Genomic DNA, 23,784 nt, shown 5'->3' with positions numbered 1-23,784 from the left:
TTAAATATTAATAGCCTTTTAATATGGCATTAAAACACATCGTTCTTATTTTAAGTTTGTTTGTAGGAAGTCTTTCTTTCGCAGCGGAACCTTGCCGCGAGGAACCTGAAGATCTGTATTCTTATCAAGATCAGATTTTGGATCTTGCGAAGAACAGCCACTCTCCTGAAGAGTTGAAAAATAAAATGGCTCGTCCTTTGCGCTGCTTGATTGAGGCATACAAAACTAACGACGATCTTCTCACAAAATATGTCGCTGGCTCTTGCATTCAACGTTTGATGGGCGGACCTGAGATCAAAGGTTTTAAAAGAACTCGCAACTATGACATTGTTTTTAATTCTTTGATCAATCAACAATTTGAGTCTCAGGCACTCTTGACGAAATCCGAGATCGCCGAATTTGCCTCTGGCAAATGGGTGGAGTACGTAAATTTCTGTAAAGGCTCTGTGACAGAAGCCCTTTGCGGAGAACTTCTTCCCACAAATGACCGAATCAAAGAACAAAATGAACTTTTAGGAGCGACGTCCATGTTAGTTCTTAAAAGCGCTTATCACCAATTCTCGGGTGATACGAAAAAACATATCGCTGCGCAAATTGTGAAGCTTTATAAAGAGACTTCGAACGACTCTCCGCTCAAGCGTCGAGTGATTGATCAAATCTATCGAGAGATCCAGGAACCTAAAGTAGAACTTCGCGGTTCTTAAAAAAGAAAAGGCCAAGTCACCTTGGCCTTTTTTCTTAACTATGCTTTACCAACAACTTTTTCGATGTCGGTGATTTCTTTTGGAACCGACGAAGTCATGTTCTCTGATCCGCTTGAAGTCACGCGGATGTTATCTTCAATACGGATTCCGATACCGCGATACTTCGAAGGAGCTGATGTGTCTTCTGCAGGGATGTAAAGACCTGGTTCAATTGTGAAGCACATGTTTGCTTCAATTGGACGAGGCTCGCCTTTTTTAAAGTACAATCCCGCATCGTGCACATCCATACCCAACCAATGACCGATACCGTGTGGGTAGTATTTTTTCTGAGCAAGAGCTTGGATCAAATCTTCTTTACGACCTGAAAGAAGACCTAGCTCCAACATCAAGTCAGTCAGCATAGATGTTCCCATGTCGTGAAGTTCTTTAAACACAATACCTGGTTTTACGAAATCAATGATAGCCTTTTGAACCTTCAAAACGCCTTCGTACACGCGCGCTTGCTCATCCGTGAATTTACCATTAACTGGGAACGTTCTCGTGATGTCGCCTGTGTAGTAATTGTACTCAGCCCCCGCATCAATCAACAACAAATCACCGTCTTTACAAACTTGATCGTTGAAGTTGTAGTGAAGTGTCGTCGCTGCATTTCCAGAAGCCACGATGTAGTTGTAACCTTCGCGAGCTGAACCCTTCATAAAGAAGTGATGAGCCAACACACCTTGAACTTGGCGCTCAGTCACGCCCGGACGAGTGAAGTGCATTGCTGCCAAGTGAGCTTGCGCAGAAATTTCGCACGCCTCACGAAGCTGAGTGAGTTCGTACTCGCCTTTCACCAAACGGTGTTCACCCAAAAGAGTGTCTGCGTCGTGGATAGAAAGAAGACCGTAACCTGTGCGACCTTGCATTTGTTTGACTGTTTCAAGAACAGACTGCATTTGGTGATCGACTTCCGCATTTTTATAAAGACGATAGTAAACGCGATCGACTTCTTTCAAAAGTTGCGGAGCTACTTTTGAGAACTCATCAATCGGATAGGCTTTGTCGATTTTAAATTCGCGCTCACAACCTTCAGGTCCGTAGCGGAAGCCATCCCAAGTTTCTCTTTCCGGATCACGACGACGCACGAACATCGTTGTTTCAGGTTTCATACCTGGGCGATAGATCAAGATTGATTCTGGCTCTTCCCAACCTGTGAGATAGAAAAGATTTGAATCTTGACGGTAAGGATAGTGCACATCGTGATTACGAATGTGTTCAGGGTGAGAAGCAACGACCAGCGCGCCTCCGGCGATCTCTTGACCGACTTTTTTTCTTCTCTCTGCAAATACGTTCATATCAAAAGTGGGTTTTCTCATTCGTTTCTCCTACAGACCCCATTTACGAGTTAGAACTTTTAACTGACGAGCGGCTGACTCAGCGCCCTTGTTCATAATCTCGCGGCGTTTATCGAAATCCATAATACCATAGTTCCCCGTCTCAAGCGAGACGACAGTGTCAACTCCCGCAATAGGCTTATTATATAAGCCCGCGATCTCGCTCCATAGTACGTTGTCCGTTGCTGCGGCATCCAAAGTGTACGGCGATCCGCCCGGAGCCTGAAGAACATTCACAAGAACGATGTAGTTCGCCCCTTTTGAACGCATATAGTTCGCAAGCGACGTGATATCACGCACACCAGCAACACTGCTTTGATAGGGTTTAAAGAACGGAGGATAAGACATGCAAAGGTACATCAACTGATCTAGCGGTCCACGATTCATCAAATAAATCTGGTTCTTTTTCATGTTGTAAGACGGACACGCAAAAGGAATGCGGAAGTCTTCCACCTTGGAACGATTGAAGGCCGTTCCTACAAAATCTTTAAGCACCGTCACTTCGTTGTTTTTGTGAACAGAACCCAAAAGAGATTTTTTAACGACGTCTTCGTCTTTCAATTTGAACATTTGCCATTCAACATCGTTGGCCTGTTCTTTGTTCGCGTAAAGTGCCGCCATCGGAGCTGCGAACTCCACACCGCTGATTGATTGCACCGGAACTTTCGCACGCATCAACTCATGCAAAAAACCAATGTGCGCGTAAGTCTTTGCTCCACCGGCACCCAAAATAATTCCAATGCGAGGCATGGACGGAATCACAGGAGCTGGCGGTGGTGGCGGAGGAGGAGCTTGAGTCACTTCCTCTTCTTCTGTTTCGATAGGTGGCGGTTGCGGAGTTGGCTGAGCTGGATGTTGAGCGTGCGGACCTGGCTGAGTCGGTCTTGGTTGCGCGGCTTTGCGAATGTCTTCGCGAGTCTTAATTGTTTGGCAGCTTGCGAGAATGAGAAGAGGTAAAATCCAACTAGACTTTTTTAGCAAAGACAAAGAACTCATTATTGCCATCCTTTCCTTGAATCGGAGAAGAGAAATAGTCGATCACTTTTAGACCGTGTTTCGCGCAAACTTCTTTTACGCGCGTTTCAACATCCGCATAAAGTGAAACATCCTTGACTATACCCCCCTTTGACAGGCCGTCAACGCCGACTTCAAATTGGGGTTTAACCAGACTCAAAAGATGGCCTTCGGTCTTAAGAAAATGAACTAATTGAGGGATAATCAAAGAGATCGAAATAAAAGAAACATCCATGACCGCAAGATCAAATTTTTCCTGCGGTGTTGCTTTAAGGACTTCAGCTTCTTGCGAGAGATTTCGGGCGTTGATTCCTTCAATGACTTGAAGGCGCGGATTTTTTAAAAGTTCCGTGTTCACTTGACCGTGGCCGACGTCGACCCCAAGAACTTGTGCTGCCCCTTTTTGCAAAAGGCAGTCAGTAAATCCACCTGTTGAAATTCCCACATCAAGAACTTTGAAATCTTTTACGGAAAGTTTGAGATGTTCTAGCGCGCCTTCTAGCTTCAATCCTCCCCGAGAGACAAAACGATTTGCAGGACCTTCTTCAACCAAAATCTGCATACTGTCGTTTACGGAGAAGCTCGATTTTTTTAAAACTTTTTTCTGAGAACCTTCAACCTGAAAAACCTGACCGGCATCAATCAATTCCTGAGCATGCGTGCGCGACTGAGCCAATCCTTTTTCAACAAGATAGACATCCAGACGTACTTTTTGAGGGGTGGTTTTTCCGTTCATCGGACCTGGAGCTTAGTTTAAAGCAGCTTAAGAGTCAAAAGCCCTGGTTTCAATCTAGCAGCCACTAAATTTGAACCCTTGACATGGTAGCCATATGATAGTAAATTTACAATCAATTGAGGTTGTCCAGACGGCCAGCTTTAAAAAAGAAATCGCAACATTCCCCTTAAGCGCCAAGGAAGACATTTTCTCTTTGGTCATTCGCTTTATAAATGGGGAAAGACTTAATCAGCATGATTTTAAAATTTTTAAGATCGATAAGAAAACAAAGATCTTAGAATTTAAGGTCAAGGACTCATCTGGAAATTGGCGCGCTGTCTCGACCCTTATGAAAGGTCGCTATTTGGTTTTTGTGTACGCTTTTCATAAAAAGTCTCAAGAGCTTTTACAAAAAGATAAAGAAACCATCCGCAACAGAATAAAGAGAATTGAATTATGAAAACTGAGAAACTTAAACCGCAATCATTGGAACGCTTAGCTGACGACTGGGGTATCGACATTCAGGTTTTCAGAATAAAAATGGAACTGATCGATACAATCAAAAATCATTGTCTGGATAATAAAATTTCTCAGAGAAAACTAGCGAGTTTAGTGCCAGGTCTTTCTCAAGATCGCATTTCAAAAATTTTCTCAGGACAGGTTGGACACATGACAATCGATAAACTTGTCGAAATTCTATCTGTTCTAAATTATACGGTCGCACTCAAAGCAAGAGCGGCTTAGTGGTCACGCGACAGATTAAAGCTAATGAGGTATTCCAACATCGGAGCTTCGGCAGAGACTTTGTGAAGTTCCGCTAAAGTGTTTTTACTGATTTCTTGAAGATACGTTTTAGTTCCTTCAAGACCCATGATGCCCGTAAAGCTTCTTTGGTCTTGATCTTTTTCACCGTGATCTAAAACATCGTCGGCTACTTGGAACGCAAGACCCAAACCTTCGCCGAATTTACGCAAACTTTCAATGTCCATTGGACGAGCCCCTGCGATCACAGCAGCTCCTTCAACGGCAACACGGATTAAGGCCCCTGTTTTTAAAAGATGTAAGTGCGTGAGTTCTTCCTTAGAAAATTTCTTTTGGCCCGCGCGAAGATCAATGGCTTGGCCACCGACCATGCCGCGAACACCAGCGGCTTCAGAAAGAAGGCGTGTCAATTGTCCCACAAGGAAGCTTGTGTCGCTGTAACCGTCGGCAATAAGTAAAAATGCTTCCGTTAAAAGAGCATCCCCGGCAAGCAATGCGAAATCTTCACCAAAGACTTTATGATTCGTAGGTTTACCACGACGAACATCATCGTTATCCATGCAAGGAAGATCGTCGTGAATCAAAGAATATGTATGAATCAATTCAACAGCTGTTGCAAAAGGGAGGATGCGCTCTTGCGAGCAACCAAAAAGTTCCGCAACCAGCAAAGACAACACAGGACGGAAACGTTTTCCGCCATTCGTTGCGGAATAAAGCATGGACTTTCTCAACTCGGAAATCGCTTCACCTTGTGGCAGCTCCATTGTGGAAAGATACTTTTCCACATACTGGTTCACAGTCTCAACACGGGTTGCGATTTCTTTTTCAAGTTGAATAGCCAAGTCCAATTTAGTTTTCCTCTGGAGTGAAATCCGTCACAACAGGTTTGCCGTCAGCACCCACAGACATCAAAAGTTTTACTTTTGCTTCTGCTTCATTCAAACGCTGATGGCACTCACGAGAAAGCTTTACGCCTTCTTCAAAAAGTTTCAGAGATTCTTCTAAAGCCAAATCTCCTTTTTCCATCTTTTGCACGATCTCTTCGAGGCGGCTGAGTTTTTTCTCAAAATCCATGTTATTCCTCCTTCACACTGTCAACGACAGCGGTCAGTGAACCTTGCGCCAAGCGAACGTCGATAACGTCCCCTTTTTTCACCTGGCTCGCCGATTTAATAACTTCACTTTTCTTAGTCACAATTGAATAGCCTCTTTCAACAACTTTCAGAGGACTTAAACTGTCCAAGACGGACATCAGACGCGCCATACGCGCATTCTTTTTCTCAATAGAAAAAGCCAACGCCTTTTCCATATGAGCCCTTAAATATTCCAGATCTTTTTTCTTTTCTTCAATGAGGTCTTCAGGATTTCCCAATTTCTCTGTCAAAAGTTCCACGCGATGATGGCGCTCTGACAGACGACGATTCATTGCAAATTCCAGACGATTTAAAAGATCATCATTACGCAATTCTAAATCTTGCAAACGACGTTGCGGATCTACAAGGCGCTTGGATAAGCCACGGATCTTTTCCGTTAAAAACTTCATCTTCTTTTCAAATGAAAGATGAAGCATTCTTTCCAATGATTTTACTTTTGTACCTAACTCGCCAGCACTTTTCGCAACAAGCTCTGCCGCTGCGGAGGGTGTTGGCGCACGAAGATCGGCAACAAAGTCAGCAATAGTAAAATCAATTTCGTGTCCCACGGCTGAGATCACTGGCAAAGGACTTGCTGCAATCAAACGCGCCAAGGCTTCGTCATTAAAGCACCACATGTCTTCAATGGACCCACCACCGCGACCGATGATCACAACATCAACGCCGGGAAGTGCCACCGCTTTTTTAAAAGCTTCACGAATCTGTGGAGCCGCCGCTTCCCCTTGCACAATCGTCGGCACAACTGTCACTTGAATAGAACGCGCACGTCGAGAAAGAACATTGAGAATATCTCGAATCGCCGCCCCCGTTGGTGACGTCACAATCGCGATATGTCTTGGAAAAGTCGGAATCGGTTTTTTTCTTGCCGATTCAAAAAGCCCTTCCGCTTTCAGTTTTGTTTTTAGCTGCTCAAAAGCTTTTTGCAAAGCTCCGGCACCTACGGGCTCCATCATCTCACACATGAGTTGATAGTTGCCGCGAGGCTCGTACACAGAAATACGACCGCGCACGATCACTTCCATGCCATCTGTCGGTTTAAACTTCAGACGTGCGTTGTGCCCGCGAAACATCACAGCAGTAATTTGTGATTTGGCATCTTTCAAACTGAAATAAAAATGCCCTGATGTATGAGCTTTGAAGTTCGAGATCTCGCCCTTCACCCACACCATGCCGACTTGGCCTTCAAGAAGTTGTTTGATGTAGACATTGAGTTGCTCAACGGAAAGAACTGATGGCTCATTTCCGCGCGGAGCTACATCCATAGCGCCGAGAGTGGCTTGTGCCGAAATTTCAGTTTTGCGAAGAGCTTGATTTGGTACGTCTGACATGGAAGTCCAAGCTAATGGGCTCCCCGCTTTGAGTCAATTAAAGAGCAGAGTACCAGACATTCTGCGCGGACCACAATCCGCCGACGAAAAAACACACCCAACCGAGAGTTTTGTGACGGGAAAGGTTGTGAAACGCTTCACCCATGCGCTCTTGGCCGATGCGCACCAGGACAGGGTTCTCCAACACAAGAACCATCAGGAGTCCATAGAAAAAAACAACGAACGGAAAAATAAAATCGAGCTTTTCTGGCGTCATAAGCAATTTATCGGCAGCTTTGCCTGAAAGTAAGAGTCTGGTTTCGTTGACGGGTTTGAAAGACATGATAGAATAACAGTCAGAGGTTCGACGGCGTAAAGCTCATCGAAATTAAACCTTACAAGCATATTTTTGGGGACTGTCCCTGACAATGGTGAGCAAGCTCAGCTCGTACTGAGAAGCCTAAAGTTGTTATAATGGTCACCCACCTTAGCTAAAACAGGTTTATGTTTCAGAGTGGCCATCGGACCTTTTTTTATTTTCTCACTCTAAGACATTTTATTTTCTCCTCTGAAGATCTCTTCTCTCATTGAGACAGTCCTGTAAAAAACTTCACCAAATTTCAGAAAACTTTAAACAAGTTTTACAGTGTTCTCACGTTCAGTGATGCTTTCTTAAGTCCGATAAGTTCAGTATGAATTTACGCTGGATTTTAGCGGCTGCTATTAGCATCCTCTCACTACTTCTTTCTGCCTGTGGCGGCGGTGGCGGCTTTCAGGGCAACGACTTTTCGTCAAAAGGCCCTGCGTCCTCCGAACCCGCATATTATGGGAAACCTACGACAGTCACAAACGGTCTGCGCGTGCAGATGTCGGCCAAGTTTTTGTATCGCCAGTTGGATTTCACTCCAGGCAGCAGTACGAATGGATTGAGCAGTGTAGTCAACACTTTGGATGCAGTTCCGATCCCATTTGCTGAATTCCACGTTTATGACTCTTCCGGAAATCGAGTTCAACAGGGAGAGACTACAACTGCTGGTATTGCAGATTTTGAAATCCCGAAAACTGCAGGCACATATACCTTAAAAGTTTTTTCGCGTGCGTATAATGACTATTTAAAAATTAGTGTTTTGGAAGATATTTACCAAAATGCGCCTTATAGCATTTCACAGAATTTCACGATCACCCAATCTGACATAACGCTTGGGACGACAAAGGATCTCACCACGTCTCCAGTCTATGCACAGGCTAATGAGAATATTTCCTCCAAAATTGAGGGTGGTGCTTTTAATATTTACTACGACATTCTTTTAGCCAATGAGTATATTCGTCGCAATATTTTTAAGAATAATGGTGGAACACCTTCTACTAATACCAATGTTTGGTGGGTTGCCGACAAAGTTACGGTATATTGGAAGGCCGGATTCAATCCGTACACATATTTTAATTCCTCGACTCCTCTTTCATTTTACTCACCGGGTGAGAGAAAACTTTATATTTTAGGCGGTAACAACGGCGACGTGAAAAGTGCTGACACCGATCATTTTGATGACTCTGTAATTCTCCACGAATATGGACATTTTCTAGAAGATGCTTACGGACACTCGGAGTCTCCTGGCGGTTCTCACAACGGTAACTTTATTATTGATGCCAGACTTGCATGGAGCGAGGGCTGGGCAAACTATCTTCAGTCAGCTGTTTTGACCGGAGCTGACGCGTATGATGATAATAAAGTTTCACCAGATGAGTCTCGAATTCCGACCACAAAACGTTACCACTATTATGTTGATACCTATGGATATAAAGGTGGCGGAACCGCCGGAGTAGGTATTTCCTTTAACCTTGCCGGAGTCGGAACAGATCAAGGAGAGCCTGATAACGTTTTCGGTGCATTGTCAGGTACGGGTATATTCAGGGAAGTATCTGTTGCTAGGACCCTTTATAAATCTACGCGTAGAACGACCGCATCATATGATACCGGAAAATTCGGCGGCGGCGTTGCCTTTGCGGAAGTATGGGAAACTTTTGCAGGAGAAAATACAGCTGGAAATAGCAGATCCAATCCAATTCCATATAGCTTAAGGAATTCTGCAAAGTATCCAATTCCTAATATTGGCTTGTTTAATTGGCTTCTTTCTCAGAACGTCACTCCAGATACAAAATGGGATGATATTCTTACAGAAGAGAAGCAAAATAAATCTACCCAAGACTACGCGTATTTTCTTAAAGCTGCCACTTGTGCTGGTGTTTCAATCAGCGCAGCTGCGATGGAAGAAAAGATGGGTGTTAAGGATCCCGTATATCACTCTAATCAACAAAAGAACAATGACTTCTATCTCTACTATCACGATGGAAGCTCAACAACTTTGGGCATCACTTACACAACGTCAGGAAACGCACCTGATCTCGATTTAATTTTATACTACGGATCTTACGTCTATTTCGAAGACAGCTATTGGTACGGCGGATACTCGAGCCCTTACGTTGCGAAATCAAGTCGTACAATCGGAACTTCAGAGTCTGTTTCGCTTGCAGGTTTGCCTGCGGGTTACTACATGCTCAATGTTAAAGTAAACGCTTACGGAAAAACTAACTCAGATATGTCAGGAACTTCGACTTACAAAATCTATAAAAATGGGACGACACAACTATGCGGAACAGAACAGCCTTAACCCTGATTTTGGGTCTTATATTTGGAATTTCCGGTGCAGCTTATTTCTCGAATAAAGAAAAGAAGCGCGCTCCATCTTCGGTAAAAGAAGGAAAAATTCCTTGGGTTCCGGCTCCTGTTGGCAAACACTTGGCTTTGCTTAAAGTTGAAATCGCGACTCCTCAAAATATTCCCCAAGAAGGCAATGACGATGTTGAACTCACAGGCCGTGTACTCGTAAATCAGAATCTGCAGGGTGATCTTTCTTACGAATGGAATTTACCTGAAGACGTGCAAATCGTTGAAGGCCAACAAAGTGATACTTTGGCTGGCGTTAAGATGGGTCAGATCGTAGAACTCAAAATCACTGTGAGTGGTTTTAATAAAGAAAAACAAAGACTGATTTCACTGCAAGCTTCGGGCTCTGCAGGCAATCAAGTTCTAGGAAACTCAGCAGTCGTCGCAAGTCGTCCCGAGGACACTTGGGAAGCCGTTGCTCCAGACATGAAAAAATCTGCTGATGAACAGCTCGGCACCGGAAAGTCTAACCGCTAAGAATAATCCGAAAATCGTCTTCCCACCCTCCTTGTCGCGCCTAAAAGCTCCGTCACTATAGGCATGTTATTTCCATAGCTTCCGCTCATGGAGATAAATCGTCTGGAAATAATTCAGTCTTATATCACTGCGAGAAATCTTTTAGGATTGACCAATACTGAAAAAAATCAAATCGTAAGTCTCTCTTTCGAAGAAACCGCGACAGAACTTTTCATAAAGAATGGACTTACAAATAAAAAGTTGCTGCTTCTAAAGCGAAAAATAGCCGAAGGTGGAGATTGGAAAGTTTCAACGACATACAGCCAGTTAGAACCTTTAGCTTTCTATTTAATGAAAGAACTTAGGGTAAAAACCGCTCATCGATCCACAGAAAGGTGCATGATGGCCATTGAACAATTATTCGATTACAAAAATTAGCCTGCAAGCTTCTTAGTTACCGAAGCTAACGAACCTCTTACTTGGCGCAAAATGAAGTCGTCGAACTCTGCGTTTGTTTCAGAGACATCAAACTCCGTTACCCACGAAGTTACTTCAGTAATAACGACGGTAACATGAAATATATTTCCGCCGAACGACATTTCTTCAAAGTCACCGCGCGCATCAAGTACCCAAAAGCAATCTTCTTCGGGAAACTTTTTTTGAAATTCAAAGTTTTTCAGAATATCAGTGTGAACAAATATTTCGGTCAGCCTATAGCTGTTTTCAGAGTTTTTACAGATGTGTCCGACTACGATATGACCATCGATAAAATCATCGACAGAAACGTTTTTTCTTAACGCCTCATAAAGCTCAAATTCATTTTTAGCTGTAAAAATTTGATCTTTGACCATAACGGTCTTATCGGAAAAAGGACTCTTAGGCTCAAGTCACCTAGACTAAAATATTAAAGCCCCACCATTTCTGGTAAGGGCTTATGTCGGTACATTCTGAATTAAAGAATATTAGACGGGAATAACTTCAATCGTCGGATTGAATTGATCTCTTAAGATTCCTTCAATCGCCATCAAAGTTCCTGAAGTTGCACTTGGGCAAGTTCCGCAGGCGCCTTGATAGAACACGTAAAGCTTATTGTCTTCATACTTCACAACATCCAAGTCGCCGCCGTCGCCTTGAAGACCAGGGCGCACTGTTTGGTCCAAGATCTCTTCGATCTGTTGAACTTCTGGAGGAAGATTCGCTCTGCGCATTTTCTTTTCATCGAATTGCGTTTGATTTGGATTGTGCGCAGGCATGCGAGTTTGGATCACAGAGCAAACATTCTTTTGGATCTCTTCTGGATCCGCATCGAAGTTGTGAGTAATCGTGATCACATTTTGGAAAAAGTGAACCTGACGAACGCCTTCGACTTGAAACAATGCCGAAGCCAAAAGACTCTGATCAGCTTCCTTCGCGTCAGCGTAAGTCGCCTTGCCTTCGTTCAATACAGGACGATCCAACACAAATTTCCATGCGTTGGGATTTGGAGTTGCTTGAATTCTGATTAGGACGTCTTGGGTGCTCATAACAACATCTCCCGGGCTTTCACCACGGCCTTTACTAAAGCATCAATATCTTCATGATTATTATACACTGAAAACGAAGCGCGCACAGTTCCTGGAATTCCAAATCTCGCCATCAAAGGCTGAGTGCAATGGTGTCCAGCACGCACCGCAACGCCTTCCTGATCGAGAATCTGGCCCACGTCTGAATGATGAGCGCCTTTCAAATTAAACGAAATGATGGGGCCTTTATTAGGCGCAGTTCCGAATATTCTCAAATCTGGAATCGCTTGAAGTTTCGCCGTCGCTTCTTTCAAAAGTTCCATTTCGTAAGAGTGAATATTCTCAAAACCAATGCGCTCTACAAAATCAATTGCAGCGTGAAGGCCCACAGCTCCTTCCACATGCGGAGTTCCCGCTTCAAAACGGAAAGGCACGTCGTTGTAAGTGGTTTTTTCAACCGTCACTTTCGCGATCATGCTGCCGCCCCCTTGATAAGGAGACATGCCGTCTAAGATTTCTCTTTTTCCGTACACAACACCCTGACCGAAAGGACCAAAAAGTTTGTGGGCTGAGAAAACAAAGAAATCACAATCAATCGCCTTCACGTCGACTTTCGTTTGAGAAACGATCTGTGCTCCATCAATCAAAACTTTCGCGCCCACTTCATGAGCAAGTTTCGTGAGTAACGTCATATCCGTATTCGTACCCAAAACATTCGAGCACGCCGTGAACGCCACCATTTTGGTTTTCTTAGAAAGCTTGGCTTTAAAATCTTCAAGATCAAGCTCACCGTTATCCAAAATTTTCGCCGCAAGGACTTTAGCGCCAATGCGCTCAGCGACCATTTGCCAAGGGACGATATTCCCGTGATGTTCCATCTCGGTGATGAGGATCTCGTCGCCTTCTTTAAGGTGAGTTCCACCCCAAGAATTAGCCACGAGATTCACACCTTCCGTTGTTCCACGCACGAAAATGATTTCTTCAGTTTGGCGTGCACCTAAAAACTCGGCCACTTTGTGACGAGCCGACTCAAAAGCTTGAGTCGCGACGTCACCCAAATAGTGGGCTCCACGATGCACATTGGAGGTTTCAAAGGAATAGAACTGCGTAATACGATCGATCACCGATTGCGGCTTCAAAGTCGTTGCAGCGCTATCCAAATACGCGAGCTTCTTGCCATGAACTTTTTGAGTCAAAGCAGGAAACTCGTTTCGCACAGATGCAAATATTTTATCTATGTTGCTCATATCTTTCTTACCGATTTAGATGAAGGTGGCTGAACACTTCATCCAATTGGCGAGACAACCATTTTTGGATGTTCTCGTCGGAAATTTTATAAATAACTTCCGAAAGGAATCCGTAACTCAGCATCGGGATCGCTTTCGATTTAGGAATAGCACGAGACTGAAGATAGAAAAGCTCTTCACGATTCAACTGTCCGACAGTCGATCCATGCGCGGCCTTCACATCATCAGCGAAAATCTCAAGACTTGGTTTGCTATCGGCTTCAGCTTTAGAACTTAGCAACAAGTTATTATTAAGCTGAGCTGAATTGGCTTTCTGCGCATCTTTTTGAATCAAAACTTTTCCACAGAATACCGCACGAGATTCCCCGTCGAGGATTCCCTTGTAAAGCTGATTCGTGTTGCACTCACCCACCTGATGATCAATCAGTGTTGTATTGTCGACGTGTTGCGATCCTTGAACAGCATAGACACCCAAAATCTGAGAGTCCGAGCCAGCGCCTTTTAAAGACACCTCTAACGTGTGACGAGAAAGTCCCGCACCTGTTGCAAACGCCAGACTTTCAAGAGTCGCGTTCTTTTCAACAGAAATACGCGTGCGACCGATGTTGATCGCATTTTGCGATTCACCTTGCACCCGCACGTAAGAAACCTTCGCGCTGTCAGCAATAGACAAATCAAAAACAGAGTTTACGAAATAAGAAACTCCTGTTTTACCGTAATAACTTTCAAGAAGTTTTACAGATGAGCGTGCGCCCACCTCCACACGAATGCGCGGATGAACCATCAACGCCGGTCCACCTTCAACAGACGTGAAGAAGACGAAATTCACAGGTTTATCCACAGAAGTTTCTTTCGCCAATGAAAGAGCGAAAGGTTTTGCGAGATAAGCGCCGTTCAAAGCATCAAAGGCATCATCAAAGTGATTTGGATACTCAGAAAGTTCACGCAAGGTAAAACCCGCAGGTATTTCTTGGGACAATGTTTTATTTAAAACACCGTTAAAGAATACAACGTTGGTAAACTCAGGATTTAAATATTTTTTGATCTCAACAATCGTCTCATGACTTGGCTCAACAGGGTTGAACGCCGAAGGCATGAAGTTCACGTCGTTAAGAACCTTCACGCTCGTGTAGTGCCATTCTTCATCTTTACGAGTCGGAAGGCCTTTATTCAGAGCATAGTCATAACCTGCCTGGCGGAAAGAAGCTAAAGCTCCCTCTGCCGGGTTTGTTTGACTGAATCTGTCGTAGGTAGAAAGTAAATTCATTGCTTGCTCCGACGATTAGTTAATCAACCAATCGTAACCCTTCTCTTCAAGTTTCAAAGCCAACGAACTGTCGCCAGTTTCGATGATTTTTCCGTTCACCAAAACGTGAACGAAGTCAGGCTTGATATAATCCAAAAGTCTTTGATAGTGAGTCACAAGAACAATCGCATTGTCTTTACGACGAAGTTTATTCACGCCATCAGACACAACACGAAGAGCGTCGATATCAAGACCTGAATCCGTTTCATCCAGCAAAGCCAAACGCGGAGAAAGAACCGCCATCTGCAAGATTTCGTTTTTCTTTTTCTCACCACCAGAGAAGCCAGTGTTTACGGGACGATCCAAGTATTCTGGCTTCATGCTCACAAGTTTTAATTTTTGTACGAGGAATTCGCGGAACTCCCCTTCAGGCATAGGCTCAGAACCTTGGTGCTCAAGGATCGAGTTAAAAGCTGTGTGCAAGAATGTGAAGTTAGATACACCTGGAACTTCAATCGGATATTGGAACGCTAAGAAGATTCCTTCTTTCGCTCTTTCATCAGGTTCAAGTTCTAACAAGTTTTTCATTTGGAAGTTGATATCATACTTCACTTCGCCCGCGGTGACCTCGTACGCAGGATGACCCGCAAGAACTTTAGACAGAGTCGATTTACCAGAACCGTTTGGTCCCATGATGGCATGAACTTCACCGGCATTGATTTTTAGATTCAAGCCTTTAAGGATTTCTTTTTCTTCAACACGTGCATGGAGGTTTTTGATCTCTAACATAATTATCCTACTGAATTCTCTAATTTCATTTCGATTAATTTCACAGCTTCCACGGCAAATTCGAGAGGCAATTCTTTAAAGACCTCTTTACAGAATCCATTAACAAGCATTGAAATTGTTTTTTCCATATCAAGACCGCGAGATTGCAAATAGAAGATCTGATCTTCACTGATTCGTGAAGTCGTCGCTTCATGTTCCAACGTCGCTGTTTTATTTTTCACTTCAATATAAGGGAACGTGCTCGCACTGCACTTATCACCCACAAGCATCGAATCGCACTGAGAATAGTTACGTGCATTTTCTGCTGAAGGCATGATTTTCACCTGACCACGATAAGTGTTTGATGACTTATCTGTTGAGATACCTTTAGAGATGATCGTGCTCTTTGTGTTTTTACCGATATGGATCATCTTAGTTCCGGTATCGGCTTGCATAAGATCGTGAGTCAAAGCCACAGAGTAGAAAGCACCTTCTGAGTAATCCCCTTGCAGGATGCAAGACGGATACTTCCAAGTGATCGCCGATCCTGACTCCACTTGAGTCCAAGAGATCTTCGAACGTTTTCCAGCGGCTTTTCCACGTTTTGTTACGAAGTTATAGATACCGCCACGGCCTTCTTTGTCGCCCGTGTACCAGTTTTGAACTGTAGAGTATTTAATTTCCGCATCATCATGGGCAATCAACTCAACAACAGCTGCGTGAAGTTGGTTTTCATCACGTTGAGGAGCTGTACAACCCTCAAGGTAATTTACGTAACCACCTTCATCGCAAACTAAAAGCGTTCTTTCAAATTGGCCCGTGTCTTTTGCGTTGATACGGAAATATGTTGAAAGATCAATCGGACAACGAACCCCTTTAGGGATGTAACAGAAAGAACCGTCCGTGAAGACTGCCGCATTCAAAGCTGCATAGTAGTTGTCAGTGTAAGGAACCACGGAACCCAAATATTTTTTTACAAGCTCTGGATGTTTTTGAACCGCTTCAGAAATAGAGCAGAAGATCACTCCCGCTTTATCTAAAACTTCGGTGTGAGTTGTGCCGACAGAAACAGAATCAAACACCACGTCGACGGCAATACCAGAAATACGCTTTTGTTCAGAAAGAGGAATTCCCAATTTCTCAAAAGTTTTGATCAACTCAGGATCCAAGTCGTCCAAAGATTTTGGCTTATCAGCCTCTGATTTTTTCTTTGGCGCTGAATAATAACGAATCGCTTGGAAGTCGATGGGAGGATAAGAAACATGCGCCCAAGTAGGCTCTGTCATTGTTTCCCAATGACGAAATGCTTTAAGACGATATTCCAACATCCATTCAGGTTCGTTCTTTTTTGAAGAGATCAAACGAATGATGTCTTCGTTCAAACCGACTTGCACGACATCTGTTTCGATGTCCGTCGAAAAACCGTATTTGTATTCGTAGCTATCAAGAGGGTTGTTTGAGGATTTATTATCCATGAGCCTCAGCCTCCGCTGGTTTTTTGCCAGCCAATGATTTATCCACTAGAAGATCTTTCAAGCTCAGGCTTTTATAGAATTCAGTGAGACGATTATTTAACTGTGTAATAGGAGAAACGATGTTGCAGGTTCCTTGAATTTCACAAGGAGCCTCTTTGTGAAGGCATTTCACAAGAGCTGTGGGACCTTCGATGATTTCCACAAGATCGTGAATGGAAACCTTCGCAAGGTCTTTCGTGATTTGATATCCGCCATTGGCTCCGTATTCGGCGCGCAAAATGCCGCCTTTTTGAGCCATCTGTTGCATCACACGAGCTGTCGCATCAAAAGGCGTGTGGAAAGAATCTGAAACTTCTTTGGCAGTCGTCAGTTCTCCAGGAATCTTTTTGCTCATGTATTTTAAAGCCATGAGTGCGTATTCGAGTTTACGGTTGATCTTGTTCATGCGTACCTTTGCCTTGCGGGGTATCGCCCCATATCTAAACGAAAGCGAAATGAAAAACAATGAGAAATACGCCTAATTTTAACGTATTTAAGGTTGTGACAGAATACTTTAGGTAAGTTTTGAAAAAATTTGCTGATTTCAAGATCTTAGGGTGCTATACGAAGGTCCTATGAGAATCTTTTTCATTACTTTCGCCACTGTCGTTGTTCTAGGAATTCTTATCTTGATGGCCCGTATTTGGGGATTGGGTCAGAACTACCCTTTATATGAACATGCCTTCTTTTCTGGCCCCACTCCTATGATTATTGCCAAAGCGGACACCTTGACGGCGGCTCAAGAGATTTTGAAACTGCGCCCCGACGCTGTGATTTGGCTCGATGTGCGCTTTTCTCGTGAAAAAGTGCCGTTTGTTTTACCTGCAAGTCGCGACAAAGAATTTATGGAGATGAAACGTCAGGAGCAGGAAAAAAATCCGACGACTCCGATCATGATCGGCTCCAAACTTTCTGAATATCCGTGGGAGCAGATCAATGAGTTTTATAAAACGACTCCGGCGCTCAAAGAATTCTACGAACAGCTTCCGCAAACGCGTTTTGTTTTGAACATCGTGGACAACGTTGCCGACGCGCACACCGCTCTGGTGGATGCAATCAGCGGTTTGAAGCCAAATGATAGAACGCTGATTCAAAGTGAAGCGTTGATCATCATGACATCCATTAAAGATCTAAAACCTGAATGGGTGTATGGAACAAGCACGCCGGATCTGATGCGTCTTTTGACGTTTGATTCGCTTTATGTTTTGCCGTCGACACAGTTTAAAGGCGATGTGTTCATTGCTCCGTTTACGCTCTTGAAACGACCTGCATTTAACGCTGACATCATTGAAGAAATGCGTCGTCGCAACAAAAGAATTTTCCTTGGCCCTATTCAGAACGAAGCTCAACTTGCTGAGGCGAGTCGCTACAGAGCTGACGGATATATCACGGAGAATTTGCCAGAATTGCTTCGTCTTCTCGGCCAAGGTCCTGCTCAATAGGTTGAACTCAACTGCATTTGGGCATATCTTTTTACTCTAAGGATGGGAATGCGTCCCACGTCGGAGGTCAAGATATGTCCGCTGCTCTTTCTTTGTTTGTAAATGTGGCTCAAGCCGCACCCTCTGTATCAGTGAATACCAGCTCCATTGATGCGATTTTTCAGGCGAGTCCCATTGTTCAGCTCACGTTGATGATCCTCATTGTCTTGTCTGTTTTCTGCTGGGCGATTGGTTATACGAAATATCAAACATTTAAAAAGATGAATCAGTCCGACGATCTTTTCATGAACAAGTTCTGGAAAGTAAATTCTTTGGACACTCTTTATGAAGACATCGATCAATATCACGATTCTTCGATCGCACGTGTTTTTAAAGCGGCTTATCTTGAAATGAAAAAGATTTCTGAGTCTCCGCTGCTTGCAAAAACGGATGGAGATAAACCGATCTTGTCAGGCATCGACAATCTTGAGCGTATCTTGAACAAGGCCTCCGAAAATGAAATCGCAAGACTGGAATCTCGTTTGACGGTTCTTGCAACAACGGGAAGTACGGGTCCTTTCATCGGTCTTTTTGGAACCGTTTGGGGAATCATGGGTTCTTTCCATAAAATCGGACAAACAGGATCAGCTAGCCTTGCCGTTGTGGCTCCAGGTATTTCGGAAGCTTTGATTGCAACAGCGATCGGTCTTGCGGCTGCGATTCCTGCGGTTGTTCTTTACAACAACTTTATTTCTCGCATCCGCAAACAGGAAATCGCGCTGAATAACTTTAATGCCGACTTCCTTAACATCGTGAAGAGAAACTTCTTTCAAGGAAACTAATCGTGGGAATGGGTAATGGAGGCGGTAAATCAAAAAGCCGCGCAACATTAAGTGAAATCAACGTGACTCCCCTTGTGGATGTCATGTTGGTGCTTCTCATTATGTTCATGGTGACGACTCCTTTGATGCAACAAGGGATCGAAGTCGATCTTCCTAAGACATCTTCTTCGGGAGTAGAACTGAACGAAGAGCCTTTTGTTTTAGTGATCGGACCGGATCAAAAAATGACGGTGGCTAAAACCAAAATTGCGATGAATGAACTTCGTCCCAAATTAAAAGCCATTTTTGAGAATAAGAAGAACAAACAGGTCTACATCCAAGCGGATCGCAAAGTGGATTATGGTTTCGTCGCGGAAGCCATGGCAGAAGTACGTGCCGCTGGGATCTTTAACATCGGGCTTATCACTCTTCCTAAAGACCAGTGAACTATTTAGAGCAAGAAATACCACAGAATGATCAGTTATCACGCGGCATCGGGATCTCTTTTGCGATCCACGCGCTGATTATTTCGTTTTTCACTCTGAAAACGGTATTCTTTACGCCGGAACAAATTGATTTCACGCAAGCAGTGCGTGTGGATATGGTGGGTTTGCCTGATAAGGTTGAGCCAAAAACTTTGCCAGCTCCCACAAAAGAAGAAGCCAAAGCGGCTTTGCCGGATAAAGAAATCGCTAAAGAAAAGCCTGTGGAAAAACCACCTGAAAAAGTGGTTGAGAAAAAAACGCCGCCCAAAACAGAGCCTATCAAAGTGCCAGAGAAAAAAGATGATGGCGTTAATTTAGAAAAAGTAAAAAATCAGCAGAAAAATGCTTTGGAAAAATTAAAGGCGATGGCGGCTCTTGAGAAGATCAAAGAAGATGTGGCCCAAGAAAAAGCGAAGGCTCCGCCCGCTCATGGAAAAGCTGATAATGGAACACAAAAGATCAAAGGCAATGTGTTGTCACCTGGGACCTCCCTAACAGGACTCACGAAGCTTCAGCACGATACGTACGCGTCCGATCTTGATAGTCATATTAAACAAAATTGGTCTTTGCCAGAGTGGCTTGCAAAAAGAGACTTTAAAGCCCAGGCTCGCGTATTTATTGATTCGCGTGGAAATATTTTGGGTAGAAAAATTGTTAAATCTAGCGGAAATGCCAGTTACGATGAAGAAGTGTTAGCAACTATTGATCGATCTGCTCCGTTCCCTGCTCCGCCAGAGAAATTTTTAGCGATCGTATCAGTAGATGGAATCCTGATCGGATTCCCAGAATAATTTTAGGAGGCCCTCATGATGAAGCAGCTCTTAGCTTTGCTCCTTGCTGTAAGTATTTTTCCTGTATTCTCTCAGGCGCAAGAAAACGGTATTTATATTAAACTCGGCGAAGCTCGCACGAAAAAAAGTTTGATGGCGATGCCCGCGTTTCAATATTTTGGGGCTCCATCAAGCGCGTCGAAATATCAGTCTGTGGGCGTTGAACTTTTTAATACGATTTCAAACGACCTTTCTGTTTCTTCTTATTTTCAGTTCATCAATCAAAGCGCTTATCTTGAAGACACAAGTAAAACGGGTTTGATGCCGGCTCCCGGTCAACCGAATGGATTTAAATTCCAAAGCTGGTCCGCTATTGGTGCTGACTTCCTAATTCGTGCCGGATTTTCTATTGTCGGTAACGAAGTGACTCTTGAAACTTACACTTACCACGTTCCTCGCGCAAATTTGGTTCTTGGCAAAAAGTATAAAGGCCCTGTGAGCAGCGCTCGTCGTATTGCGCACACTTTTGCGAATGATGTTCTAAAAGCTTTGACTGGCAAAGAAGGTCCTTTCCTTTCTCGCGTGGTGGTTTCTAGTGACCGCGCTGGTTCTCAAGTAAAAGAAATTTACGTGATGGATTGGGATAGCGCGAATATGGAGCAAGTTTCTAATCATCGCAGTATTTCTATTTCTCCGGCGTGGTCTCCGGATGGAAAGAAAATCGCTTACACTTCTTACGTCAAACGTGTGGGTGCGAAGTTCAGAAATGCGGATATGCTTCTTTTGGATCTGGCTTCTGGAAAACGTTCTTTGGTGTCCTACCGCCAAGGAATTAATTCTGGCGCGAGCTTTTCTCCGGATGGAAGAAATATTTATCTGACTATCTCTCAAGGAAGCAGCCCTGATATTTATAAAATGACTTTGGATGGAAACCTTGTTGGTAAAATCACAAATGGTCCTTCAGGAGCTTTGAACGTGGAACCATCAATGTCTGAAGATGGAAAGCTTGCGTTTTCTTCAGATCGCGCAGGTCGTCCGATGATTTACACAGCCAATGCCGACGGTTCGAATGTAAAGCGCATCACTTTCGCGGGTGTGTTTAACTCTTCTCCGGCGTGGTCTCCGGATGGAAAGAAAATTGCGTTCTCGGGTCAAAGTGATAACAACTTTGACATCTTCGTGATGAATGCCGATGGCACAGGAATGATCCGTCTGACTTCTGCGAAAAAACCAAACGGAAAAATGGCAAGCAACGAAGACCCTTCATTTTCTCCGGACGGCCGCTTTGTGATGTATACAAGCAATCGCACAGGAAAAAATCAGATCTATATTTCAACAGTAGATGGTACGGAAGAGCGTCGCGTAACAAACGACAACTACAACTACTACAAACCTAAATGGTCGACGAACATTGACTAACCTTCCCTTTGAGGAACAACTCAGAAAAGAACGTGGCGAGATTTGGTCTCGCCTTGCTCTTTCTGCGAAAACCGATTCCGAGGCTCCAGATAAAATCTGTTCAGAGTGGAGCCTTGCTGCTGACGACCTTCTTAAAAAAGCTTTTGATTATTGTTTTTCTCAAGAAAAAGTCGCTTTGTTTGCTCTTGGAAAACTGGGATCTCACGAACTGAATTTAAGTTCGGATGTGGATCTTCTATTAGTTGCGGAAAACGAAGAGGCTATTTCCCTTTCCCATCTTCGGAAATTTCAAAAAATTTTGAGTGAAAGAAATTTTCAAGGTTTTGTTTTTCGCGTGGACTTTGATTTGCGTCCCGGCGGCAAGCAAGGACCACTTATTCCCACGATCGATCAATTCAAAGACTATTACGGGAATTACGGCGAAACGTGGGAGCGTTTGGCTTTCGTTCGGCTTCGCCCTATTTGCGGTGATCATCATGTGCAAAATGAGGTCATGGCCTTTGCAAAAAAGTTTTCTTTCCGTAAGCACCTAGATTTCACATTGCTCGAGGATTTAAAAACCCTGCGTTCAAAGATTCAAGGTCACTATTGGGCAAGAACACAAGACGACGTTATCGATTTAAAATTAGGAATCGGCGGCATTCGTGACGTGGAACTTTTTGCGCATGCCCTGCAAGTGATTCACGGCGGACGTGACACCAGTTTGCAAGTGCGTGGCACAACAGAAGCTTTAAACCTTATCGAACAAAAACAGCTTCTTCCCACGGACGAGGCTCGTTTTCTATGTGCCCACTATTGGAATCTGCGCAAATTAGAAAATTACGTACAAGCCCTGCACGATGAACAAACTCATTTGCTTAAAACTAAAGAACCTCATCCAGAGTTTATTACGACAGCATTAAAAACTCTTGCGAACGAAATGAAACGCTGTGATCAAATCGTAAAGACTCTGCTGGGTGAAGCTCCCCAAGAGGTTTCTCTTAAAGAGGAACTCGCAAAAGTAGGTTTGCCACAATCCGATCTTGAAGAGCTCTGGCAAGAAATCTTGGGGCAAGAAGTTTTATCTCGCAATAAGGGTCGTGATGAATTGGCGAGAAAAGCATTCCTCGCCGCGTTCTTAGAAACTTTGCAGGAGCAAAAAGGTGATATTCGCCGCGGACTTTTGCTTTTAAAAGATTTCATTCATGGCACACGCGCAAAGGCGAGTTTCTTTGCGATGCTGTTGCGAGAAAAAGAACTTTTGCAGGAACTTGCGTGGCTCTTTGGGCATTCTCCTTATCTGTCGCGCATTCTCTGCAATCGTCCGGAGCTTCTGGATAGCTTTGTGTATCGTGCACAAGATAAACCGTCCGAAGATTTAGGAACTCTTCTTGAAGAGCTTGCGGAGAAAAGGCTTCTTTCAGAGGTTATTAATGGAAGTAAGTTTTTAGAGGACAAAGATCTTCCGACTCTTTTGCAAAATTTGAGTTCTACGGCCGATACCATTGTTGAAAATCTTCTCGCCGCCTTAAAAAAAGAATACCCATCGCAAATTCAAGTTCTCGCTTTAGGAAAATGGGGCGGACAGGAATTGGGTTTTAGATCAGATTTGGATTTTATTTTTGTCGTCCCTGATGAGCCGACTGAAAATGATTTCAAAGTGGCAAAACGTTTTATCACTCGACTCACCGAACCTCATCGCGGCGGAAATATTTATTCCATTGATATGCGCTTACGACCTTCTGGGAAAGCCGGCCCTCTTGTGATTCCGAAAGCGGATTTGAATGCTTATCTTGCGAACGAAGCATCGGCGTGGGAACGACAAGCGTACTTGAAAGCACGATGGATTGGTGATGCCAGCGAAGTTCCTTTCACGCATTTCATGGACCGAGGTTTAACACCAGAAGAGCTGCAGGAACTGGATCGCATTCGTCAGCAACTTCTCCCGACCGGAACCATGATTCCGAATTTGAAGTTCAGCGAAGGTGGTCTTGTGGACGTGGAGCTGGCCGCGCAGACCTATCTTTTAAGTTATAAAATCAGTCCGGCTTCGTCTCACACGATGGATTTTCTCTCTCAAATGGGAGCAAAATCCGCTGCTCTTCAACACAACTATGGAAGATTGCGTCAAATAGAGCAGATGCTTCAACTTGTTGCGTCAGAATCACTCGTAGAACTGCAACCAAATCACGAGTCCTTTCAACCTCTTGCCTTGGCGCTCCAAATTTCTCCGTCAAATTTGCAAACGGAGGTTTCAGAGCTTCTCGCAGGCAACATTGCAATTTTGAAGGAACTTGACCCCCGTCGGCAGCCTCACTAATAGTGAAAGGGTTGGACAAAAGTCAGGGAGACAAAATGTCGAAGAATATCGATATTAAGAAGGTATTTTGGATCTACCT

26 protein-coding genes and 1 other RNA gene are annotated in these 23,784 nt (G+C 43.9%); 13 read left to right on the top strand and 14 right to left on the bottom strand.

The genetic code is table 11. From position 1 onward, the window contains the following. Positions 1–23: 23 nt before the first annotated feature. Positions 24–704 (top strand): hypothetical protein, encoded by a 681-nt coding sequence (locus tag ACLSSO_RS00880; protein ID WP_413943794.1) that lies wholly within the window; start codon positions 24–26, stop codon positions 702–704. 38 nt (positions 705–742) lie between these two features. Here ACLSSO_RS00880 and ACLSSO_RS00875 read toward each other — a convergent pair whose 3' ends face one another. Genes ACLSSO_RS00875 through ACLSSO_RS00865 form a run of 3 tightly spaced genes read right to left on the bottom strand, consistent with a single transcriptional unit; the run spans position 743 to position 3,830 of the window. Next, positions 743–2,062, bottom strand: a complete 1,320-nt coding sequence (locus ACLSSO_RS00875) for an aminopeptidase P family protein (RefSeq protein ID WP_295902076.1) — start codon at positions 2,060–2,062, stop codon at positions 743–745. Between the two features lie 9 nt (positions 2,063–2,071). Continuing rightward, positions 2,072–3,076, bottom strand: a complete 1,005-nt coding sequence (locus ACLSSO_RS00870) for a patatin-like phospholipase family protein (protein ID WP_413943793.1) — start codon at positions 3,074–3,076, stop codon at positions 2,072–2,074. After that, positions 3,045–3,830, bottom strand: a complete 786-nt coding sequence (locus tag ACLSSO_RS00865) for a TlyA family RNA methyltransferase (RefSeq protein WP_413943792.1) — start codon at positions 3,828–3,830, stop codon at positions 3,045–3,047. The genes ACLSSO_RS00870 and ACLSSO_RS00865 overlap by 32 nt, the downstream gene beginning before the upstream one ends. A gap of 94 nt (positions 3,831–3,924) precedes the next feature. On the opposite strand from ACLSSO_RS00865, the gene ACLSSO_RS00860 reads away from it, so the two are divergent. Together ACLSSO_RS00860 and ACLSSO_RS00855 are read left to right on the top strand one after the other, a co-directional pair. Then, complete coding sequence (locus tag ACLSSO_RS00860; protein ID WP_413943791.1) at positions 3,925–4,269, top strand: type II toxin-antitoxin system RelE/ParE family toxin; 345 nt, start codon at positions 3,925–3,927, stop codon at positions 4,267–4,269. Then, the gene (locus tag ACLSSO_RS00855; RefSeq protein WP_413943790.1) at positions 4,266–4,553 is read left to right on the top strand and encodes a hypothetical protein; all 288 of its coding nucleotides are present in this window, start codon (positions 4,266–4,268) and stop codon (positions 4,551–4,553) included. The genes ACLSSO_RS00860 and ACLSSO_RS00855 overlap by 4 nt, the downstream gene beginning before the upstream one ends. Here the strand turns inward: ACLSSO_RS00855 and ACLSSO_RS00850 are convergent. Genes ACLSSO_RS00850 through ACLSSO_RS00835 form a run of 4 tightly spaced genes read right to left on the bottom strand, consistent with a single transcriptional unit; the run spans position 4,550 to position 7,249 of the window. Further along, positions 4,550–5,419: a polyprenyl synthetase family protein gene (locus ACLSSO_RS00850; protein WP_413943789.1), complete on the bottom strand. Its 870-nt coding sequence runs from the start codon at positions 5,417–5,419 to the stop codon at positions 4,550–4,552. The two genes, ACLSSO_RS00855 and ACLSSO_RS00850, sit on opposite strands and share 4 nt — an antisense overlap. A gap of 1 nt (position 5,420) precedes the next feature. Then, complete coding sequence (locus ACLSSO_RS00845; RefSeq protein WP_340589849.1) at positions 5,421–5,645, bottom strand: exodeoxyribonuclease VII small subunit; 225 nt, start codon at positions 5,643–5,645, stop codon at positions 5,421–5,423. 1 nt (position 5,646) lies between these two features. Continuing rightward, positions 5,647–7,053: an exodeoxyribonuclease VII large subunit gene (gene xseA / locus ACLSSO_RS00840; protein ID WP_413943788.1), complete on the bottom strand. Its 1,407-nt coding sequence runs from the start codon at positions 7,051–7,053 to the stop codon at positions 5,647–5,649. A gap of 37 nt (positions 7,054–7,090) precedes the next feature. Further along, a complete protein-coding gene (locus ACLSSO_RS00835; protein WP_413943787.1) occupies positions 7,091–7,249 on the bottom strand; it encodes a hypothetical protein in 159 nt (52 codons plus the stop codon). 133 nt (positions 7,250–7,382) lie between these two features. Here ACLSSO_RS00835 and ssrS point away from each other — a divergent pair. The 4 genes from ssrS (at position 7,383) to ACLSSO_RS00815 (ending at position 10,651) form a co-directional block, all read left to right on the top strand. After that, positions 7,383–7,567: non-coding RNA, 6S RNA (gene ssrS, locus ACLSSO_RS00830), on the top strand. A gap of 157 nt (positions 7,568–7,724) precedes the next feature. After that, positions 7,725–9,701, top strand: a complete 1,977-nt coding sequence (locus tag ACLSSO_RS00825) for a hypothetical protein (protein WP_413943786.1) — start codon at positions 7,725–7,727, stop codon at positions 9,699–9,701. Further along, the gene (locus ACLSSO_RS00820; protein WP_413943785.1) at positions 9,680–10,234 is read left to right on the top strand and encodes a hypothetical protein; all 555 of its coding nucleotides are present in this window, start codon (positions 9,680–9,682) and stop codon (positions 10,232–10,234) included. Before ACLSSO_RS00825 ends, ACLSSO_RS00820 begins: the two co-directional genes overlap by 22 nt. An 87-nt stretch (positions 10,235–10,321) precedes the next feature. Then, complete coding sequence (locus ACLSSO_RS00815) at positions 10,322–10,651, top strand: hypothetical protein (RefSeq protein ID WP_413943784.1); 330 nt, start codon at positions 10,322–10,324, stop codon at positions 10,649–10,651. Here ACLSSO_RS00815 and ACLSSO_RS00810 read toward each other — a convergent pair. From ACLSSO_RS00810 to ACLSSO_RS00780, 7 genes are all read right to left on the bottom strand, one after another. Continuing rightward, entirely contained in the window at positions 10,648–11,064 is a 417-nt protein-coding gene (locus ACLSSO_RS00810) for a hypothetical protein (protein ID WP_413943783.1), read from the bottom strand. The two genes, ACLSSO_RS00815 and ACLSSO_RS00810, sit on opposite strands and share 4 nt — an antisense overlap. 111 nt (positions 11,065–11,175) lie before the next feature. Then, positions 11,176–11,736: a NifU family protein gene (locus ACLSSO_RS00805; protein WP_295905407.1), complete on the bottom strand. Its 561-nt coding sequence runs from the start codon at positions 11,734–11,736 to the stop codon at positions 11,176–11,178. Beyond that, entirely contained in the window at positions 11,733–12,962 is a 1,230-nt protein-coding gene (locus ACLSSO_RS00800; RefSeq protein ID WP_413943782.1) for an aminotransferase class V-fold PLP-dependent enzyme, read from the bottom strand. The genes ACLSSO_RS00805 and ACLSSO_RS00800 overlap by 4 nt, the downstream gene beginning before the upstream one ends. Positions 12,963–12,969: 7 nt before the next feature. After that, positions 12,970–14,229 (bottom strand): Fe-S cluster assembly protein SufD, encoded by a 1,260-nt coding sequence (gene sufD / locus ACLSSO_RS00795; RefSeq protein WP_413943781.1) that lies wholly within the window; start codon positions 14,227–14,229, stop codon positions 12,970–12,972. Between the two features lie 15 nt (positions 14,230–14,244). Further along, entirely contained in the window at positions 14,245–14,997 is a 753-nt protein-coding gene (sufC, locus tag ACLSSO_RS00790; RefSeq protein WP_340589834.1) for a Fe-S cluster assembly ATPase SufC, read from the bottom strand. A gap of 2 nt (positions 14,998–14,999) precedes the next feature. Continuing rightward, on the bottom strand, positions 15,000–16,451 hold the full coding sequence (gene sufB, locus ACLSSO_RS00785; protein ID WP_413943780.1) for a Fe-S cluster assembly protein SufB: 1,452 nt from the start codon (positions 16,449–16,451) through the stop codon (positions 15,000–15,002). Next, on the bottom strand, positions 16,444–16,896 hold the full coding sequence (locus ACLSSO_RS00780; protein WP_295902480.1) for an RrF2 family transcriptional regulator: 453 nt from the start codon (positions 16,894–16,896) through the stop codon (positions 16,444–16,446). The genes sufB and ACLSSO_RS00780 overlap by 8 nt, the downstream gene beginning before the upstream one ends. Positions 16,897–17,065: 169 nt before the next feature. On the opposite strand from ACLSSO_RS00780, the gene ACLSSO_RS00775 reads away from it, so the two are divergent. The 6 genes from ACLSSO_RS00775 (at position 17,066) to ACLSSO_RS00750 (ending at position 23,705) form a co-directional block, all read left to right on the top strand. Then, a complete protein-coding gene (locus ACLSSO_RS00775) occupies positions 17,066–17,932 on the top strand; it encodes a hypothetical protein (protein WP_413943779.1) in 867 nt (288 codons plus the stop codon). Between the two features lie 74 nt (positions 17,933–18,006). Next, positions 18,007–18,753 (top strand): protein TolQ, encoded by a 747-nt coding sequence (gene tolQ / locus ACLSSO_RS00770; RefSeq protein ID WP_413943778.1) that lies wholly within the window; start codon positions 18,007–18,009, stop codon positions 18,751–18,753. An 8-nt stretch (positions 18,754–18,761) separates the two neighbouring features. Next, a complete protein-coding gene (locus ACLSSO_RS00765) occupies positions 18,762–19,178 on the top strand; it encodes an ExbD/TolR family protein (RefSeq protein ID WP_295902482.1) in 417 nt (138 codons plus the stop codon). Continuing rightward, a complete protein-coding gene (locus tag ACLSSO_RS00760) occupies positions 19,175–20,008 on the top strand; it encodes a TonB family protein (RefSeq protein WP_413943777.1) in 834 nt (277 codons plus the stop codon). Before ACLSSO_RS00765 ends, ACLSSO_RS00760 begins: the two co-directional genes overlap by 4 nt. Before the next feature lie 15 nt (positions 20,009–20,023). After that, the gene (locus ACLSSO_RS00755; protein ID WP_413943776.1) at positions 20,024–21,406 is read left to right on the top strand and encodes a translocation protein TolB; all 1,383 of its coding nucleotides are present in this window, start codon (positions 20,024–20,026) and stop codon (positions 21,404–21,406) included. Then, entirely contained in the window at positions 21,399–23,705 is a 2,307-nt protein-coding gene (locus ACLSSO_RS00750) for a glutamine-synthetase adenylyltransferase (protein ID WP_295902473.1), read from the top strand. Before ACLSSO_RS00755 ends, ACLSSO_RS00750 begins: the two co-directional genes overlap by 8 nt. The last annotated feature ends 79 nt before the right edge of the window (positions 23,706–23,784 follow it).

Source organism: Bdellovibrio sp. HCB-162 (genome assembly GCF_047344985.1).
In the GTDB taxonomy this organism is placed as follows: domain Bacteria; phylum Bdellovibrionota; class Bdellovibrionia; order Bdellovibrionales; family Bdellovibrionaceae; genus Bdellovibrio.
The sequence above is the reverse complement of the archived record's forward strand: the minus strand, read 5'-3'. Positions and strand labels throughout refer to the sequence as shown.

Excerpts from the sequence above, each read along its gene's own strand:
- ACLSSO_RS00880 (WP_413943794.1), top strand. The coding sequence starts at position 24 with ATGGCATTAAAACACATCGTTCTTATTTTAAGTTTGTTTGTAGGAAGT.
- ACLSSO_RS00875 (WP_295902076.1), bottom strand. The coding sequence starts at position 2,062 with ATGAGAAAACCCACTTTTGATATGAACGTATTTGCAGAGAGAAGAAAA.
- ACLSSO_RS00870 (WP_413943793.1), bottom strand. The coding sequence starts at position 3,076 with ATGAGTTCTTTGTCTTTGCTAAAAAAGTCTAGTTGGATTTTACCTCTT.
- ACLSSO_RS00865 (WP_413943792.1), bottom strand. The coding sequence starts at position 3,830 with ATGAACGGAAAAACCACCCCTCAAAAAGTACGTCTGGATGTCTATCTT.
- ACLSSO_RS00860 (WP_413943791.1), top strand. The coding sequence starts at position 3,925 with ATGATAGTAAATTTACAATCAATTGAGGTTGTCCAGACGGCCAGCTTT.
- ACLSSO_RS00855 (WP_413943790.1), top strand. The coding sequence starts at position 4,266 with ATGAAAACTGAGAAACTTAAACCGCAATCATTGGAACGCTTAGCTGAC.
- ACLSSO_RS00845 (WP_340589849.1), bottom strand. The coding sequence starts at position 5,645 with ATGGATTTTGAGAAAAAACTCAGCCGCCTCGAAGAGATCGTGCAAAAG.
- xseA (WP_413943788.1), bottom strand. The coding sequence starts at position 7,053 with ATGTCAGACGTACCAAATCAAGCTCTTCGCAAAACTGAAATTTCGGCA.
- ACLSSO_RS00835 (WP_413943787.1), bottom strand. The coding sequence starts at position 7,249 with ATGGTTCTTGTGTTGGAGAACCCTGTCCTGGTGCGCATCGGCCAAGAG.
- ACLSSO_RS00825 (WP_413943786.1), top strand. The coding sequence starts at position 7,725 with ATGAATTTACGCTGGATTTTAGCGGCTGCTATTAGCATCCTCTCACTA.
- ACLSSO_RS00820 (WP_413943785.1), top strand. The coding sequence starts at position 9,680 with ATGCGGAACAGAACAGCCTTAACCCTGATTTTGGGTCTTATATTTGGA.
- ACLSSO_RS00815 (WP_413943784.1), top strand. The coding sequence starts at position 10,322 with ATGGAGATAAATCGTCTGGAAATAATTCAGTCTTATATCACTGCGAGA.
- ACLSSO_RS00810 (WP_413943783.1), bottom strand. The coding sequence starts at position 11,064 with ATGGTCAAAGATCAAATTTTTACAGCTAAAAATGAATTTGAGCTTTAT.
- ACLSSO_RS00805 (WP_295905407.1), bottom strand. The coding sequence starts at position 11,736 with ATGAGCACCCAAGACGTCCTAATCAGAATTCAAGCAACTCCAAATCCC.
- ACLSSO_RS00800 (WP_413943782.1), bottom strand. The coding sequence starts at position 12,962 with ATGAGCAACATAGATAAAATATTTGCATCTGTGCGAAACGAGTTTCCT.
- sufD (WP_413943781.1), bottom strand. The coding sequence starts at position 14,229 with ATGAATTTACTTTCTACCTACGACAGATTCAGTCAAACAAACCCGGCA.
- sufC (WP_340589834.1), bottom strand. The coding sequence starts at position 14,997 with ATGTTAGAGATCAAAAACCTCCATGCACGTGTTGAAGAAAAAGAAATC.
- sufB (WP_413943780.1), bottom strand. The coding sequence starts at position 16,451 with ATGGATAATAAATCCTCAAACAACCCTCTTGATAGCTACGAATACAAA.
- ACLSSO_RS00780 (WP_295902480.1), bottom strand. The coding sequence starts at position 16,896 with ATGAACAAGATCAACCGTAAACTCGAATACGCACTCATGGCTTTAAAA.
- ACLSSO_RS00775 (WP_413943779.1), top strand. The coding sequence starts at position 17,066 with ATGAGAATCTTTTTCATTACTTTCGCCACTGTCGTTGTTCTAGGAATT.
- tolQ (WP_413943778.1), top strand. The coding sequence starts at position 18,007 with ATGTCCGCTGCTCTTTCTTTGTTTGTAAATGTGGCTCAAGCCGCACCC.
- ACLSSO_RS00765 (WP_295902482.1), top strand. The coding sequence starts at position 18,762 with ATGGGTAATGGAGGCGGTAAATCAAAAAGCCGCGCAACATTAAGTGAA.
- ACLSSO_RS00755 (WP_413943776.1), top strand. The coding sequence starts at position 20,024 with ATGATGAAGCAGCTCTTAGCTTTGCTCCTTGCTGTAAGTATTTTTCCT.